The organism is Luteibacter sp. HA06 (assembly GCF_054061215.1).
In genome coordinates this window covers 2,103,207-2,118,138 of sequence record NZ_JBSSDZ010000001.1, presented here as the reverse complement: position 1 = coordinate 2,118,138, position 14,932 = coordinate 2,103,207, and the positions used below count along the sequence as shown (strand labels likewise).

The 14,932-nt window shown below is 61.7% G+C and carries 15 protein-coding genes; 6 read left to right on the top strand and 9 right to left on the bottom strand.

Annotated elements, in window-relative coordinates; genetic code table 11:
- Positions 1-37 precede the first annotated feature (37 nt).
- Positions 38-544, bottom strand: a complete 507-nt coding sequence (locus ACVWWJ_RS09705) for a YjfI family protein (protein WP_456967615.1) — start codon at positions 542-544, stop codon at positions 38-40.
- A 337-nt stretch (positions 545-881) separates the two neighbouring features.
- Here ACVWWJ_RS09705 and ACVWWJ_RS09700 point away from each other — a divergent pair, with 337 nt between their 5' ends.
- Together ACVWWJ_RS09700 and ACVWWJ_RS09695 are read left to right on the top strand one after the other, a co-directional pair.
- Positions 882-1,307: a hypothetical protein gene (locus ACVWWJ_RS09700; RefSeq protein WP_456967614.1), complete on the top strand. Its 426-nt coding sequence runs from the start codon at positions 882-884 to the stop codon at positions 1,305-1,307.
- 11 nt (positions 1,308-1,318) lie between these two features.
- On the top strand, positions 1,319-1,741 hold the full coding sequence (locus ACVWWJ_RS09695) for a hypothetical protein (RefSeq protein WP_456967613.1): 423 nt from the start codon (positions 1,319-1,321) through the stop codon (positions 1,739-1,741).
- Here the strand turns inward: ACVWWJ_RS09695 and ACVWWJ_RS09690 are convergent.
- The 5 genes from ACVWWJ_RS09690 to ACVWWJ_RS09670 all read right to left on the bottom strand — a co-directional run bounded on the left by ACVWWJ_RS09690 (position 1,738) and on the right by ACVWWJ_RS09670 (position 7,258).
- On the bottom strand, positions 1,738-2,268 hold the full coding sequence (locus tag ACVWWJ_RS09690) for a dihydrofolate reductase family protein (RefSeq protein ID WP_456967612.1): 531 nt from the start codon (positions 2,266-2,268) through the stop codon (positions 1,738-1,740). The genes ACVWWJ_RS09695 and ACVWWJ_RS09690 overlap by 4 nt on opposite strands.
- Before the next feature lie 227 nt (positions 2,269-2,495).
- Entirely contained in the window at positions 2,496-3,896 is a 1,401-nt protein-coding gene (locus ACVWWJ_RS09685; protein WP_456967611.1) for an amidohydrolase family protein, read from the bottom strand.
- A 50-nt stretch (positions 3,897-3,946) separates the two neighbouring features.
- Entirely contained in the window at positions 3,947-4,297 is a 351-nt protein-coding gene (locus ACVWWJ_RS09680; protein ID WP_456967610.1) for a hypothetical protein, read from the bottom strand.
- Between the two features lie 212 nt (positions 4,298-4,509).
- Entirely contained in the window at positions 4,510-4,824 is a 315-nt protein-coding gene (locus ACVWWJ_RS09675; protein WP_456967609.1) for a hypothetical protein, read from the bottom strand.
- A gap of 220 nt (positions 4,825-5,044) precedes the next feature.
- On the bottom strand, positions 5,045-7,258 hold the full coding sequence (locus tag ACVWWJ_RS09670) for an alpha-galactosidase D (protein ID WP_456967608.1): 2,214 nt from the start codon (positions 7,256-7,258) through the stop codon (positions 5,045-5,047).
- Between the two features lie 303 nt (positions 7,259-7,561).
- Between ACVWWJ_RS09670 and ACVWWJ_RS09665 the strand changes: the two genes are divergently transcribed.
- Positions 7,562-9,481 carry a glycoside hydrolase family 76 protein gene (locus tag ACVWWJ_RS09665; RefSeq protein WP_456967606.1) on the top strand — a complete coding sequence of 640 codons (1,920 nt, stop codon included), beginning with the start codon at positions 7,562-7,564 and terminating at the stop codon, positions 9,479-9,481.
- Positions 9,482-9,543: 62 nt separating this feature from the next.
- Here ACVWWJ_RS09665 and ACVWWJ_RS09660 read toward each other — a convergent pair whose 3' ends face one another.
- The gene (locus tag ACVWWJ_RS09660) at positions 9,544-10,701 is read right to left on the bottom strand and encodes an alkene reductase (protein ID WP_456967605.1); all 1,158 of its coding nucleotides are present in this window, start codon (positions 10,699-10,701) and stop codon (positions 9,544-9,546) included.
- Between the two features lie 82 nt (positions 10,702-10,783).
- Here ACVWWJ_RS09660 and ACVWWJ_RS09655 point away from each other — a divergent pair, with 82 nt between their 5' ends.
- The 3 genes from ACVWWJ_RS09655 (at position 10,784) to ACVWWJ_RS09645 (ending at position 13,768) form a co-directional block, all read left to right on the top strand.
- A complete protein-coding gene (locus tag ACVWWJ_RS09655) occupies positions 10,784-11,170 on the top strand; it encodes a winged helix-turn-helix transcriptional regulator (protein ID WP_456967604.1) in 387 nt (128 codons plus the stop codon).
- Between the two features lie 121 nt (positions 11,171-11,291).
- Positions 11,292-11,759 (top strand): hypothetical protein, encoded by a 468-nt coding sequence (locus ACVWWJ_RS09650; protein ID WP_200851949.1) that lies wholly within the window; start codon positions 11,292-11,294, stop codon positions 11,757-11,759.
- A gap of 59 nt (positions 11,760-11,818) precedes the next feature.
- Positions 11,819-13,768, top strand: a complete 1,950-nt coding sequence (locus ACVWWJ_RS09645; RefSeq protein WP_456967603.1) for an FTR1 family protein — start codon at positions 11,819-11,821, stop codon at positions 13,766-13,768.
- Here ACVWWJ_RS09645 and ACVWWJ_RS09640 read toward each other — a convergent pair.
- Positions 13,765-14,547 (bottom strand): hypothetical protein, encoded by a 783-nt coding sequence (locus ACVWWJ_RS09640; RefSeq protein ID WP_456967601.1) that lies wholly within the window; start codon positions 14,545-14,547, stop codon positions 13,765-13,767. The two genes, ACVWWJ_RS09645 and ACVWWJ_RS09640, sit on opposite strands and share 4 nt — an antisense overlap.
- A 45-nt stretch (positions 14,548-14,592) precedes the next feature.
- The gene (locus tag ACVWWJ_RS09635) at positions 14,593-14,907 is read right to left on the bottom strand and encodes a hypothetical protein (protein WP_456967600.1); all 315 of its coding nucleotides are present in this window, start codon (positions 14,905-14,907) and stop codon (positions 14,593-14,595) included.
- Positions 14,908-14,932: the final 25 nt, after the last annotated feature.

Here is a 14,932-nt window from a genome sequence, read left to right as displayed (position 1 = left end):
GAAAAGTTATTGGACAATGGGGTTGAAGCGTCTGTTCTTACCCGATCAGGTCAGATAGCCCGGCTTGCGCATCGATCACGTTCCGCCCCATGACGTCGAGCTCCTCGACGATATTCGCCAGCGGCGATCGCACGGACAGCTGGCCAAACAAAATGTAATGCGAGCCGACCAGGCCCACGTTCGACAGCGGCATATTCGGCCCAAGGCGAAGGCAGGCCTCGTTGAAACGCAAGGGATCGCGCACCGTGCGCTGTTCGCACAGCGGCGTCGTCATGCGTATCTCGTACTCGGTCACCACCAGGTGCACGGGCTGGTCGCCATAGCTGGCCAGCGCAAGCTCGATCGACGATGGCGTAGCCTGCAGCCACACTCGCGAGAACTGCTGCTGGTTATTGGCGTGTTCCTGCAAAGCATCGAACAAGCGCTGCGTCGTCCATTTCTGGCTCATGGCCTGCAAATCCATTCCACCAATCAACTGATCGGTGCGCTCGGTGCGGTGATGTTGCAGGAACTCCCTGACCAGCCCCTGCTCGCCCTCGGTCATGTAGATCCTGGGGATCGTCATGCCCATCTGTGTCATGCGGTCACGAAGCGCTTTCTGGCGCTCCGCTCCGGTACTGACTTTCTTCGTGGGCGGCATGGTCGGGACGATCCGGTCTCGGGAACAGTGTTAGGCGTAACGTTACGCGTAACTTACTCCGACACTGGCTGCTACACAATTACATGTCGAGATGGGCGGGGGGGGGGATACGACGACCGGAATGTGGACCTCAGCCTTCCGTCGCCCGAATTGTGCTCTCGGCGTGCTCCGGACTTACTATCTGAGACGAAGACCGATGCATGGGACGACCCCAGACACGACGGCGATTCACTGAGGCTATATGAGCAGATACGAGGATCTCAAACGCTTCCTTGAGGTCTATACGGAAACGATGTTCGATCTGTATTCTTACCCGGAAGAAGACCGCCCAATGAGCGTCCTGGCTGAATTTGAGAGGCAAAGCCCTGCTTTGGGACGAAAGGCTCTTCGAATTAGCGTAGCGGACGCTGTCTCTAACCTGAGAGACCTGTCGGCCCCGGAGCTTGAATCGCTATCTGCCGCACTTGCCGCCGCTAACGCTCCTTCCGTCGCGAGTGTGCGCGCCCTGGTGTCGAAGAAGTTGGGACCAGTCATTAAGCGTGGCGTGCTGAGGAACGAGGAAGAGTTCTATCTCGTCAAGGACCTCCTCGATTCACCGAGCCTCCCCGATGATGAGCGAAGGAAGCTTGAGATGATGCTCGACACATTTGAGTTTTCGCTTGGTTAGGGGTCAACGCGATGGACCAACACGAGAGTTTCAAGCGTTTCTTTAAAATCTATACGGAGACCATGATCGATCTGAGTTCTGTGCCTGAAAATGAAAGGCCTATGCACCTGATCGCTGAATTTGAAAAGCGAAGTCCAGCAGCCGGACGTCAGTCGGTTCGGCTCGGCGTGTCAGATGCCCTTGCGGATGTAAAAAATGCGCCCCAAGAGAAGGTCGCCCTGCTCTCTGAACGACTCGCTGCGGCGAATGCGCCCCCTATCGCGAGTGTGAGAGCGCTAATGTCGAAGAAACTGACACCGGCGATAAAACGTGGCGTGTTGAAGAACGAGGAAGAGTTCTATCTCGTCAAGGATCTCCTCGACTCACCGAGCCTCCCCGACGATGAGCGAACGAAACTCGAAACCATGCTCGACACCTTTGAGTTCTCCCGCTAGCCGGGGGCGTACCTCAACCTGAGCACATCGCCGACGATCACTTCGTGGGCGAGAAGGCGCAGTGGTGGCCGGGCACCCGCAAAGAAGGTCTTGCCGCGACCCACCACGACGGGGTGGAGATAGATCCGGTACTCATCGATCAGGCCAAGGTCGCCCAGGCTTTGGGCGAGTTCCGGGCCGGCGACTTCGAGCTCTCCGGGAAGATCCGCCTTCAGCCGCTGAATCGCGCTCCCGACGTCCTCGGAGATCAGTGTCGCGTTGGGGCCAACGGAAGTCAGGGTGCGCGAAACGACCCACTTTGGCTGACTCCGCCAGGCCACGGCATACTCGCGTTCTTCGGGCCCCCAGTCGGAAGACTGGTCGTCCCAGTAGCGCATGACCTCATACATGCGCCGGCCGTACACACTGCCCGTCAGGTGACGTAACTCTTCGATGAAATGTCGAAAGAGCTCTGGAGGAGGCACGAATGCCTCATGGTCGATGTAACCATCCAGGGACTGATTCAACCCAAAGACGAGTTTTGCCATGGCGCCGCACTCCAGTGCCGGATCAGTCGGGAGACGGGCTGAAGTCGTCGGGAAGGTAACCAGCTACCAGATACTGCGGCATTGTCTTCTCCAGGGTCAGTCGTGAGGCGGCCCGATGCCTGCCTTCATGAGTACGACGAACGGCGTGAAGGGAATTCGACAGGCCGGCTGAAGAATGTCCGATGCCGAGGGTCACCGGCGACACGCTTCGAGCGCGTTCTTCGTTTTCAGTGGTGATTGTCGAGAGAGTCCTTGACGACCACGCCGTTCTTCATGATTACGACGAAATTCCGGTCCGGATCGGCTACCAGTTGAATGTTCGCGAGCGGATCACCGTCAACGAGTAGAAGGTCTGCCAGCGCTCCGGGCTCCACGACGCCGAGTCGCCCCGGATAAGGGTTTCTTGGCCCGGACATGGCGAGCAGATCGGCGTTGGTACTCGTAGCCATGCGCAAGACTTCCGCGGGCGTGTACCAGCGCACCATCTTTGCCAATTGAGCGCCTTGGCGGCCCACAAGCTTGGGCTCGAACAAGGTGTCCGTGCCCCATGCTGTCTTCAGGTGGTACTTTTTGGCCAGCCGATACGCATTGTCCGTTCCCTGGGTCATCTGCAGCTGCTTGGCACGGTTCGGCGATCCGTCCGGGTAAGGATTGGCGTCAGCGTCGTCAAGGAAGGGCTGCGTACTCAGCCAGGTGCCGGTTTTCGCCATGAGCTTGGCTGTGTCCTCATCCATGAGCTGGCCGTGCTCGATACAACGCACGCCGGCATGGATAGCGGTCTGAATCGCCTTGGGGGTGTACGCATGAACGGTCACGTATGTCCCCCAGTTATCGGCGGCCTCCACGGCAGCGTGGAATTCGGCTTCAGTGTATTGACTGACGTCCAGGGGATCGTAGTTCGAGGCAATACCCCCTCCTGCCGCGAGCTTTATCTGCGACGCGCCAAGCATCAACTGCTCGCGCGTGCGCTGAAGGACCTGAGCGGGACCATCGGCAATGATTCCCGCACCGAAGAGCTCGCCCCGTGTAAGAGGCGCACCTTCGGGCCGAGGCACCTCAAAGGGAAAACGGAAATCGCCATGTCCACCGGACTGGGAAATCATTGCGCCCGACGGCCAGATTCGCGGACCTGGAACCACACCGGAATCGATGGCCCGCTTTAATCCGAACGACGGGCCAGCCATGTCGCGGACGCTGGTGAACCCACGCATCAGCGTGGCGGTCGCCTGATTCCCGGCCAGAATGAAGATATAGCCGTAGTCCGCGGTCATCAGCGCGTCCATCGGGATGGCGGCCATCGTGGCGTGCCAGTGTGCGTCGATCAGCCCAGGCATCAGCGTCCGGCCTGCACCATCAATTACTTTTACGCTCGCATCTTCGGTGACCGTCGCGGTGTGCCCGGAAATGCTCTCGATAAGGTTCCCTCGGACCAGTACGTCGCTGGGTCCGGAAAGTGCGGTCGCCTTGCCGTCGAAGACGCGCACATTCTTAAACATCACTTGAGGCTTCGGCGTAACCGACGATTGAGTGGATGGCGGCTCCGAGGGTGCCGCCTGCCCGCTCGCCTCCACCGTCCAGGCGGCAAGGAGAAGCAACGATCCGAGGATGACATCAGCTTTGTATCGCATGGTTCTACTCCGCAGGCGGAACGTTGAACGAACGACGACTGATCAGAACATCATGGAGACGCCGATGACCGGCCCTTTTTGGACAATGTCGTAGACGAACCGATGGTTCGTAAAATCCCTGGTGTGGACGCGGAGAGACGGGTCCACCGCAGGCCGGCGGCAGGTTCGATCGCGAACGATCGGGTCTCGCCAAATGCGTTTAGCCCGTCCAGCGGTCGAGAATAGGCGCGAAAGAAGGCACCCAATGCGCCTGTGGTGGACGTGACGGACACTTTTGCGCGCAGGCCTAGGAGCTGCTCAGTGGCACTGGCGTCGATGTGGACGCCATCAACGAAGAATCCGCCTAGTTGACGGTTTTTCAGCTCGATATTGCCCATGAAAACACCGTCAAGGTTCTTCACGGCGTCTCGAAAAGGCGCATGGACCGGGGTGGATATCCCGGCGACCGAAGCATGTCCTCCAAGCGAGCTTGCCCATACAAAAGGGCTGACGACGGCACCCCATCCGCTGCTGTCGTCTCCATGTGCACTTTGTCCCCACGCCATACCGCAAACCAAGAGGAGCACTCCGGGCGCCGCGAGCCGAATGACACGCAGGGTCGCCATATGTTCCTCTACTGTTTGGCGTTCGATTGCATAACAGCGCGCTTCGCGAAGTAATCCTGAATCTGCTTCTCCGACACCTTCCCCGTGCGCTCAGTGTCGATATCGGCAAAGTGTTTGGTGGTCGAACGCAGGTTGCCGGCCCTGGCTTCATCGAGGGTCAGGAACCCGTCTTTGTCCGTATCCGCTTTAAGGAACTTCTGGTGGAGCTGCTGGGACGCTTGCTTCACCGTTCTCCCAAGGCCTGTCTGCGCCAATCCAATGGACGGTACCGTGCACACGATGGCGACGGATATGACGATCACCTTAAAGATCGCATGCCTCATTCGGTTCCCCTTGATCAATCGTCTCCACGGCGTGCTACCCAGCCACGGGCAATCGCTTGGCAGACACGGTCATGACCGTTCCCTCGGCCACGAGTGAACCTTCCTTCTACCCCTCGACCATCGTCGGCGCAATAGCAGGGATTCTCCCGGCCAGCGATTTCCCGCATCAGAAAAGCAGGCCTTCCCGATTCCACGGGAAGGCCTGGTCATTTCACGGCTGCTACCGGGCGCCGTTGCACCCTTGGGTGGAAACGCCCAGCACCGCAGGCAGCACACGCGGCGTCACCACGATGCGATCAAGGTCTGGCGCGTTGCCGGCGGGATTGCCGAGCTGGATCGTGTTCTGCCCCGCATGGAGCGGCACCTCCAGCACCTTCGCCACCGGATCGTCGAAGCTGCTTCCGTCCAGGCTCAGCTCACGCGCCGTCGCTCCGTTAACGGAAAGAAAGAGCGAACGCGGCCCTTGCGTGGCGTAGTCGATTTCGAGCTGGTACACGCCAGCAATGGGAACCGTGACGTTATTGAACGTCACGTTGTTCGCACTGCCGCCGCCAATGTTCCCCGCCTTGGCCAGGCCCGAGAAGTAATTGCTGAAACCCGCAGTGACGCCGCCGCCAAGCACGGCAGCTTCCGCCTCGTATGTCGTACTGGTCGGCAAAGGCGCGTCGCCGCGACCGCTGATGACGATACGATCGAGATCCGGCGGATAGCTGACGGTGTTACCGAAGCGGATATGGTTCAGACCCTTTAGAAGGCACACGGGAACCGTGGTGCTCGAGGGCAACTGGAAGCTGCTACCGCCGGAATTGAACGTGCGGAACGGACCGTCGTTCACCTGGTACAGATACGAACGCAGGCCCAGCGTGAGCGAGTCGATCTGCATGAGGTACATGCCGTTCTGCGGCGCGTAAACCCCGTCGATGCTCACGGTGTTGTTGGCACCGAGCCCCAAGCCGCCGACCTTCGTCCCATTCGAGCAACCCGGGCACGCGTAGGGTGCGGCGTTGCCGCTCAGCGTGCCCTGCTCCGCTTCGTAGCTCGCCGTTGGCACCACGGGCACGTGCCCCGGTAACGCTTCGACCAACAGCAACTGCGTTCCGTGCGCCGGCAGGACGACCTCATGATCGCCAAGCGAAGGACCCATTTCCTGGTGCTTCCAGAGATCGCGTACGCGCCGCGCTCCGGTCAGGCCGACCAGATGCCATGGCACGGTGGCCACCGTCGTCGTGGCATTCATGTTGAACAGCGCCACGTAGTAGCGACCATTCCCGAGATCGCTCACCCATACATTGAGGTCACCACCGAGGACCTGCTTCGCAGGCTTGCCCGACTGGTCCACCGCGATGACTTCGTCATTGCCAGCGAGGCTCTTGCCGTCGGCATCAATACGAGTGAGGTCGCCGCCAAGGTAGAGCGGTGCGTTCGCCATCGCCCAGATCGTCATGGCCGAACGCTTCTCGTCGATGCTCAGGCCGTCCAGTGCGCCATCGCCAATGTCCAGCGAGTCGAGGTCATTCCAGCCTGTCGCCGGACCCGCGGTCTCTTGCCACGACGGAAGGTCACGAAGGCGCTTCTCGATGCGCGGCCAGTTGGTCAGCGTGGCGCAGCGGCTCTCGCATTCCACGTCGTCGTCGATGCGACGGCCGTTGGCATACGTGGTCCAGACGTCCTTGTAATCCTTGTCGACGGCCCATGACACCGTGAGCCAGATGGGGCGTCCGCTCTTTGCGATCGCCGTGGACCAGGCTTTCACGTCATCGCGGTTGTCGATGCTGAGGTCGTCGCTGTACGAGCCGGGCGTCACGCCGTCGAGCTTGATGAAATCCACACCCCAGGACGCAAACAAGGCCACGACGGAGTCCATGTACTCCTGCGCACCCGGTTTCGAGAAGTCGATCTTGTAGTGGTACGGCGATGTACCCGGCGCACCGAAGGCGTTACCCGCGCGGTACGGCACCGCGAGGATATCGGTGATGTGATACGGCGTGCCGAGGATGGGAGCATTCGCCTGTACCGCCGGCTGCTCGACGCCGGGAATCCAGTAGATGCCGGCTTTCTGCCCGTTGGCGTGGATGTGGTCGATCATCGCCTTGATGTCGGGGAATGTCTTCGGATCCGGCGTGGGGCGACCATTGACGTCGAATCCGCCCTGCCAGCCGGAGTCGAGATTGATATAGGTGTACCCATGCGCTTGCAGTCCGGATGCCTTGAGGGCGTCCGACTGCGTGATCATGTTGGCCTGGGTCAGGAACGAAGAATCGAGTGTCTGCTGGCTGAAACTGCTCCAGCCCAGATAGGGCTTCTGGCCAACACCGTTGACCTGTGCCGCCGCGCCCGCCGATAAGGACAGAAGCCCGCAAGCCACGGCCAGGCGAGTCAGGGAAGGAACGGATCGGCGAAGGTGCGCCCACGATTGCGTGACAAGCTGCTGCATTCCTTACTCCTGTAATTGGATGGATGCACGGCGCACGAATCCCCGGGAAGCAAGTCGCCTTGCTCCCTACTTTGGCTTCGTTCGCCGATCGAATTCCCCTGTGATTCAATTGTAGTATTTATTCATTACCTGTCCGCAAGCTGCGGCGCAGCATTCGCAAAGACTCAAAGTGAGCGCCCGTGTCATGACACGGTTCTCACTATCGACGAACGCGCTCTGCAACACTCGCCCGAATCCCACGAGCCATTGCACGAATTTAGACGTCTAAATTTTCGTGGGTAACTCAAGAGGAGCGCTTCCGATATGAAGCTTGGCGCACGGCGTTTACGCATTCAGATCGTGCTGGCCGTCGCCAGCCTCGCGGCCACGACCATGGCCGCCGCATCATCCGCCGTAACGGCCGGACAGGCCGCCGCGGCGTCGCGGCAGACCGATGGCCCGACGGCCATGGCCCGCGCGCGGGTCGCGGCGGACGTACTGATGAGTTCCTATGAGCCCGACAAGGCCTGGTTCCCCTCGAGCTGGTGGAATTCCGCCGTGGCCCTGCAGACCATCGGCGATTACATGCAACGTACGGGCGACCGGCGCTATCTCGGCCAGCTGAACAACACCTTCGAGAAGGACAAGGGTGTCTTCCCCGCGGGTGTGTTGTCGGGTGACCCCTTGCTGGGCAACTTCACCAGCCGGGCCATCGACGACTCCGAGTGGTGGGGCCTCACCTGGCTGCAGGCCTACGACCTCACCCACGATCCCAAGTACCTCAACATGGCCGTGACCATCGCCGAGTACGTGAATGGCTACTGGGACACCAGCACCTGCGGTGGCGGCGTGTGGTGGGACGGCGAGCGCACCTATAAGAACGCCATCGTCAATGGCTTGTGGATCCGCCTCACCGCCGAACTGCACAATCGGATTCCTGGCGACAGCCTGTGGCTCGGTCGATCGAAAACAGCCTGGTCGTGGTTCCAGGGCAGCGGGATGATCAACGCGAAGGGGCTCGTCAACGACGGCCTCACCGACGCGTGCACGAACAACGGCCAGAACGTGTGGAGCTACAACCAGGGCCTGGCGATCGGCGCGGGCCTCGAACTCTGGCGCGCCACGCGTGATCCGCAGATTCTCACCTCGGTAAGGCGCCTTGCCGACGCGGCGATCGGTCCGGAGGCGCTCGTTACCAACAGCGTGCTCACCGAAACCTGTGACGCCAGCGACCAGACCTGCGACGACAATGCCAAGCAGTTCAAGGGCATCTTCACGCGCTATTGGACCGACCTTGTCGACACCACCCGTGATCGCCGCTACGCAGACTTCCTCGATCAGCAGGCGGACACCATCTGGGACAACGATCGCGACGCCGCCGGTCGCCTCGGCACGCGTTGGTCTGGACTGACCAGCGACGACCATCCCAATGTGTTCGACTGGCGCACGCAGGCCAGTGCATTGAGTGCACTGGTTGGCGATGTGCCGACGTTCACGCCGCTGGCGTCGTTGGCTGCGACCATGTCGCCAGCCCAGCCCGTGATCATGCCGGCGGCATCGGGTGTAACGACCCTTCCCATCGCGCTTACCAGCTCAGCAACCGGCTTCTTCCCCCTGCTCGCACTGGCCTCGGTCGACGTTCCCTCGGGATGGACCGCATCGCCCCGCGGCTCTCTCGTGCGCCTGCAACCGCATGGCAACGCGATCCCTGCCAACAGCGTCACCGCACTGAAAGTCAGCGTGCCTGGTTCGGCGGCCGACGGTCACCACGTGATCACCACTAACCTGGTCGCCGCGGGACTACGCTTCACGACGCAAGCCGACGTGCTGATCGCGCATACCATCAACTTCGACACGGGCACTGTCGACGAGAATCCGTGGCTGTTCGACGCAGGCGGCTCGCAGAGCAATGGCGTGCAGAATCGCTTCGCGGACGGCAACGCCCACTTCACCTATCGATTCCCCTTGCCCGCCGACACCACAAGCGCACACGTCACCCTGACGATCGATGCCGAGTTCCTGGTACAGGCCAGCACCGACAACGAGCATTGGACGACCGTACTGCAGGAAACCCAAGCGGTGACCGACGGATCGAACAAGGGTGACCGCACGATTGACCTGACGCCGTACCTGGGTGCAGCCGTCGACGGATCGAAGCCGGTTTACCTGAAGGTTTCGGATGCGTTCCCCAACGACGGTTGGGGTGGGCGGGTTTATCATGTGACGGCGAATATCGTGGAGTAGTTAAAACGCGGCCGGCGTCCTCACCAAAATGGGCAAGCCGGCCCGCTTCTACATGCCGAAGCCTACCGGTAGCCGAACAGCCGCACGGTAGCGTCCCACGCCGGAAAATCCGTAAATCCTTTCTCCCCATCACGAGTGTAGAAGTCCGCCTGCGCAGCCACGGCCAGCGGCCAGCCATGCCGAAGGCGATCGACCAGGTCGGGGTTGGCGATGTAGGGACGACCGAAGGCGATCAGGTCGACCAGACCGCTGTCGAGCGCCGCCTGCGCGGTCACGCCGTCGAAACCACCGCACCAGATCAGAGTGCCCGGGAAGCGCTCGCGTACGGTGCGCATTAGCTCATCGCTGAGGTTTGGCTGATCGAAGCGGCTGTTCTCGACGTTTCCCGATGGCATCAGCTGGTAGACCAGATGCAGATAGGCGATACCACGACGCCCTAGTTCGTCACTCAGGTACTCCAGCGTTTCTTCCACGCGCGGATCGAACGGCATGCTGCCGTACCGTCCAAAGGGCGAGAGACGCACACCTACCCTGCCCGCCCCCAGGACACGTATCGCCGCATCCACGACCTCAAGCAATAGCCGGGTGCGATTCTGCGGTGACTGGCCACCGTACTGATCGCTACGCGTGTTCAACACTGCATTCATGAACTGGTCGAAGAGGTAACCGTTTGCTGCATGGAGCTCTACGCCGTCAAAGCCGGCGCGCCTGGCATGCTCGAACGCGGCGGTAAACTCGTCTACCACGACAGCCACCTCCGCGGTCTCGATCTGGCGTGGAGTACTTGCGCGGACGAAGGTCAGCTTGCCGCTGGCATCGTGGGCGAAGACATCCGAATCGCTTGCGCGCTCGCCCGTTGCGCCCCACGGCGCTTCACCCTCGGGCAACATGGACGTATGCGCCAGTCGGCCCACGTGCCACGCCTGAAGAAAGATCGTCCCACCACGGCGATGCACTTCGTCCGTCACCAGCTGCCATCCGCGTATCTGGTCCCCCGAGTAGATACCCGGCGTCCACGCGTAGCCCTTCGAGCGAGGGGAAACGTCGGTCGCTTCCGTCACGATCAATCCGGCACCGGCGCGCTGCCCGTAGTAGGTCGCCATCATCGCGTTGGGTACATCACCAGGTGACGTGCGCGTCCGTGTCATGGGCGCCATCACGGCGCGATTCTTCAGCAATAATCCCGCACCCAACATGTGCGTTTCGAACAAGGTCGTCATCGATAGTTCCTCAAGAGAAGATGGGATCGACGTACGCTAGTCCGCTTGTATTCCGCCATCCACACACCATTTGGTGAGCATCATGACCATCACCAAATACCTCCCGGGCCTTCCCATCGAGCGAGCGCTCGGCGTCATCTCGGGCCGTTGGAAGGCCGTCATCATCTTTGTTCTTCTGACCGGTCCGAAACGCATCAGTGAACTGGAACGACACATCCCGTCGCTTAGCCAGAAGGTGCTGATCCAGCAGTTACGCGCCATGGAGGAGCACGGTCTGGTGTATCGCAAGGCAAGCGCTGACGACGCGCACCGCGTCGACTACGCCCTGACCCCGCTGGGCATGAGCCTGGAGCCTTTGATTGCCCAGCTCCGGCAATGGGGTGAACGTCACGCCGAGGAACTGGACGACACCGACCGGTTATTGCCGTGTGACGCCGTCGTACGGCCTGGCATTCTTCCTCGTAGGTGACGCCGCGCCAGGCACACCGGTAGTAGTACTTAGGTAGCGCTCCGCAAGAATCCCGATGCCACGCGGTCGCCTTTCGCGAAACATGCAAGCCGGACTTTCGCTATCCATCCGGAGCAAGCATATGAACTTCACCTCGAAAGCGGCGTTTGCCTTGCTCATGGTCTCGGTCGTCGTGCCGGCCCCGGTAGCCTTCGCGCAGCAGTTCCCTGCTGCCTATCCTGCCAAGGGGCAAAGTCAGGATAAGCAGGCGAGCGACAGGAGCGCCTGCGATTCGTGGGCGCGGTCGAACGCACAGACGCAAGCCGTGCCCGCACAGCAGACCGGGGCCGCCGTTGGCGGCGGGCAGCGTGTCGGGGGTGCCATGCGCGGCGCAGCGGCCGGTGCGGTGATCGGTGGCGTCGGGCACGGCGATGCCGGACATGGTGCCGCCGTCGGCGCCACGGCGGGTGTGGTCGCTGGCGGTGTTCGCGCCCGCCGTGCAAAGCGGGAGCAGAACCAGGCCTCCTCCAACGTGCAGTCGCAGAACGATGCGTCGCTGGCTCAGGCGTACGGTTCATGTATGAGGGGGCGGGGATATACCGTCAACTAAAGCGTCCCCTGCCTCCATTGCTGTACGATAACGATTCTCAATAGCAATGGCGCCGCAACATGCTCCCCCGCGCAACCCGGTGGCTCGCTGGCCTGACACTCTTTCTCCTGGTCGCCACTGCCAGCCTCGCCGCCGAACCGTATGCGAAAGACGCGCAGACGGCCTGGCGATTACTCGATTACATCGCTGTGGACTATGCCGGTGCGGTGAACCATGGCGTAGTCTCCAGCCCCGCCGAGTTCGCCGAACAGCAAGAATTTGCGAGCACTGTTGCCGCGAGGATCGCCGCGCTCCCGGACAAGCCCGCAAAAGCCGACCTCGTGGCCAAGGCGAGCGCGCTGCAGAAGGCGATCGCTGGCAAGGCCGAGACCAAGGACGTCGCGGACGCGTCGCACAAGCTGGCGTCTTCGCTGCTTGCCGCTTATCCCGTACCCCTCGCACCGGCGCGCACGCCCGACTTCGCGCGCGGCGCCCAGCTCTTTCAACAGAACTGCATGGCGTGCCATGGCGCCACCGGCAACGGCGACGGTCCAGCCGCCAAAGCACTGGCCACACCGCCGATCGCCTTCACCGACCAGGATCGCGCCCGTGAGCGCAGCCTGTTCTCGCTGTATCAGATCGTGACGCAGGGCGTCGACGGCACGCCCATGCCGAGCTTTGCCAGCCTCCCCGACGACGATCGCTGGGCGTTGGCGCTTTATGTCGGCCACTTTGCCGCGCCTGATGCGGTCGCCACCAAGGGCGAAGGCCTGTGGCAGCGCGATGCGAACATGCACAAGGAGGTCCCTGACCTCACCGCACTGGTCACCACGACCCCCGCAGCGCTCGGCAAGCACATCGGTCAGGAGCAGGCCGACGAGATCATGGGCTACCTGCGTCGCCATCCGGAGGTGCTGGCACCGAAGGTCTCGGCCTCGTCGTTGTCCGTCGTCCGCGAGAAGCTCAAGGCGAGTCTCGTCGCTTACCAGGCCGGTGACCGCCCGGGCGCGAGCACGCTGGCGCTCTCCGCCTACCTGGATGGCTTCGAGCCGATCGAGCCCCTGCTCGGCACGCGCGACAGCACCCTGCTCGAGCACATCGAAGGTTCGATGGGCGAGTACCGCGCGGCCATCGAACACGGTGCGCCTGCGGACGATGTCGCGATGCGCGAACAGGTCCTCGGCACCTTGCTCGACGACGCGGAGGCGGCGCTCTCGCCGCATGCCAGCAGCACGCTTTCCACCTTCATCGGCGCGGCGACCATTCTTCTGCGAGAGGGACTCGAGGCGTTGCTGATCGTCGTCGCCATGATCGCGTTCCTGCGCAAGGCCGAACGGATGGAGGTCATGCCCTATGTCCACGCCGGGTGGACAGGCGCGTTGGGCGCCGGCTTCCTCACTTGGGTGGTGGCGACGTGGCTTATCGGCATCAGCGGTGCGAGTCGCGAGCTGACCGAAGGTTTCGGCTCGGTGTTCGCTGCCGTGGTGCTGTTGTCCATCGGCATCTGGATGCACGGAAAGTCGCAGGCCGGACAGTGGCAACGCTACATCAAGGAACGCATGGCCACGGCACTCTCGGGCCGCTCGGCATGGTTCCTGTTCGGGCTGGCCTTCATCGTGGTGTATCGCGAGGTGTTCGAGACGATCCTGTTCTACGCCGCGCTGTGGACACCTGGCAGCGGCGCAGCCCTGCTCGGCGGTGCCGCAACCGCGTGCGTCGCCCTGGCGATCATCGCCTGGGCCCTGCTTCGCTACAGCCGCATTCTTCCTATCGCCAAGTTCTTCAACTACAGCTCGTGGCTGATGGCGATACTCACCGTCGTGCTCGCTGGCAAGGGCATCGCTGCGCTTCAGGAAGCCGGTATTGTCGGCATCCGACCGCTTGCGGGTGTGCCACGCCTTGAACTGATTGGGTTATTTCCGACGGTTCAAAGCGTCGCGGCGCAAGTCCTCATGATCCTGGCGGTGATCGCCGGTTTCTGGGCGAATCACCGCAAGGCATTGAGGGACGCTCCGCCGAAGCGCCCTTAAGCGCTGGCGTACTGGTCGATCAGCTGCTGCCGTGAGATATCCATGGCGATGAAATCGGCATCCTCCCGCGCGGCCGGCGGGAGGAAGAGAAGCATGGCGGCGCCGCCTTGCGTCTCGAACTGCCCGAGCATCCCGATGAAGGCGTGCAGGGAGGGCCGGGAAAGCCCTCTCACGCCCCACTTGCGCGGGTCCAGCTTACCTTCGCGCATGATGCGTTCCGCGTGCTTGCGGGCGTACAGCAACGGGATACGGCCTCGTTTGGTCCCGGGCTGTTCGGTGGCGTAATAGCCCACCGCCCTCCCTTCGTTGAGCTCCATGATGGTCCAGAAGGGCTCAGCTCGCGAAGCTTCATCCGGCGCAATCGGTGCTGCCGGCTCGGCGATGGTTACGGCTCGCTTTGCCAGGAGCGCGCCTAGCGATGGCAGGTCTTCTGGCCGCAGCAGGTCGATACCGGACTGCCGGGCGAACGCGTCCACGCCTGGGAGGTATCCGGCGCGGGAAATCACGACGCCCACGGTGTTACCGATGTCGCCAAGCTTGTTGGCGAACTCACCAATCGTGCCCTTGTCGACCGGCTGCTTCGGATCGTTGCACTCGATGGCAACCCTGCGGCGGACGCCATCGCGTTCGAATTCGTAATAAACATCGAAGTGATGGAACGCCCGGGACTTGCCCCTGATCCGTGCGTTCTGCGTTACCAGGAGGCCTTCTTGCTTCGGATCGAGCAGCACCCCGTAAACGTACCGAACCTCTTCTTCGAACGCGCGCTTGTCTTCCACGACTTCCCCTGAGTGAGCTTGATGGATCACCGGACCCCTTGAGGCTTATACGTCGATCAATGCGGCTCGGCAATGCCTGAGTCGTTCGAATGCCTGAGTTGCATCGAGATACAACCTATCGGGCTTGTCCCCGTATCCCAGCTCTCCGGTGTAGAACCCGAAGCCACGTCCGAATTGCCACGACAACGACTCTCGAAACTCGCCTCGCTGTACGTCGATGAACCATTCCGCCTTCTCGTCTGAGGGCTTGTCCACCTCAATCTGATAGCCAGCTGCTGACGCGAGTTCCTCGAAGGCCGTTATCGATTCTGCGGCGTGTTCAACTTTCATCACGATTTTCCAGCCTTGTCGAGCAGCCATGGTCCTTTACCTTATCGATTCGATT

Bases quoted from the DNA above. Each gene is read 5' to 3' on its own strand.
- ACVWWJ_RS09650 (WP_200851949.1), top strand. From the start codon at position 11,292: ATGAACTTCACCTCGAAAGCGGCGTTTGCCTTGCTCATGGTCTCGGTC.
- ACVWWJ_RS09705 (WP_456967615.1), bottom strand. From the start codon at position 544: ATGACCGAGGGCGAGCAGGGGCTGGTCAGGGAGTTCCTGCAACATCAC.
- ACVWWJ_RS09660 (WP_456967605.1), bottom strand. From the start codon at position 10,701: ATGACGACCTTGTTCGAAACGCACATGTTGGGTGCGGGATTATTGCTG.
- ACVWWJ_RS09690 (WP_456967612.1), bottom strand. From the start codon at position 2,268: ATGGCAAAACTCGTCTTTGGGTTGAATCAGTCCCTGGATGGTTACATC.
- ACVWWJ_RS09685 (WP_456967611.1), bottom strand. From the start codon at position 3,896: ATGCGATACAAAGCTGATGTCATCCTCGGATCGTTGCTTCTCCTTGCC.
- ACVWWJ_RS09645 (WP_456967603.1), top strand. From the start codon at position 11,819: ATGCTCCCCCGCGCAACCCGGTGGCTCGCTGGCCTGACACTCTTTCTC.
- ACVWWJ_RS09675 (WP_456967609.1), bottom strand. From the start codon at position 4,824: ATGAGGCATGCGATCTTTAAGGTGATCGTCATATCCGTCGCCATCGTG.
- ACVWWJ_RS09655 (WP_456967604.1), top strand. From the start codon at position 10,784: ATGACCATCACCAAATACCTCCCGGGCCTTCCCATCGAGCGAGCGCTC.
- ACVWWJ_RS09670 (WP_456967608.1), bottom strand. From the start codon at position 7,258: ATGCAGCAGCTTGTCACGCAATCGTGGGCGCACCTTCGCCGATCCGTT.
- ACVWWJ_RS09700 (WP_456967614.1), top strand. From the start codon at position 882: ATGAGCAGATACGAGGATCTCAAACGCTTCCTTGAGGTCTATACGGAA.
- ACVWWJ_RS09695 (WP_456967613.1), top strand. From the start codon at position 1,319: ATGGACCAACACGAGAGTTTCAAGCGTTTCTTTAAAATCTATACGGAG.
- ACVWWJ_RS09665 (WP_456967606.1), top strand. From the start codon at position 7,562: ATGAAGCTTGGCGCACGGCGTTTACGCATTCAGATCGTGCTGGCCGTC.
- ACVWWJ_RS09635 (WP_456967600.1), bottom strand. From the start codon at position 14,907: ATGGCTGCTCGACAAGGCTGGAAAATCGTGATGAAAGTTGAACACGCC.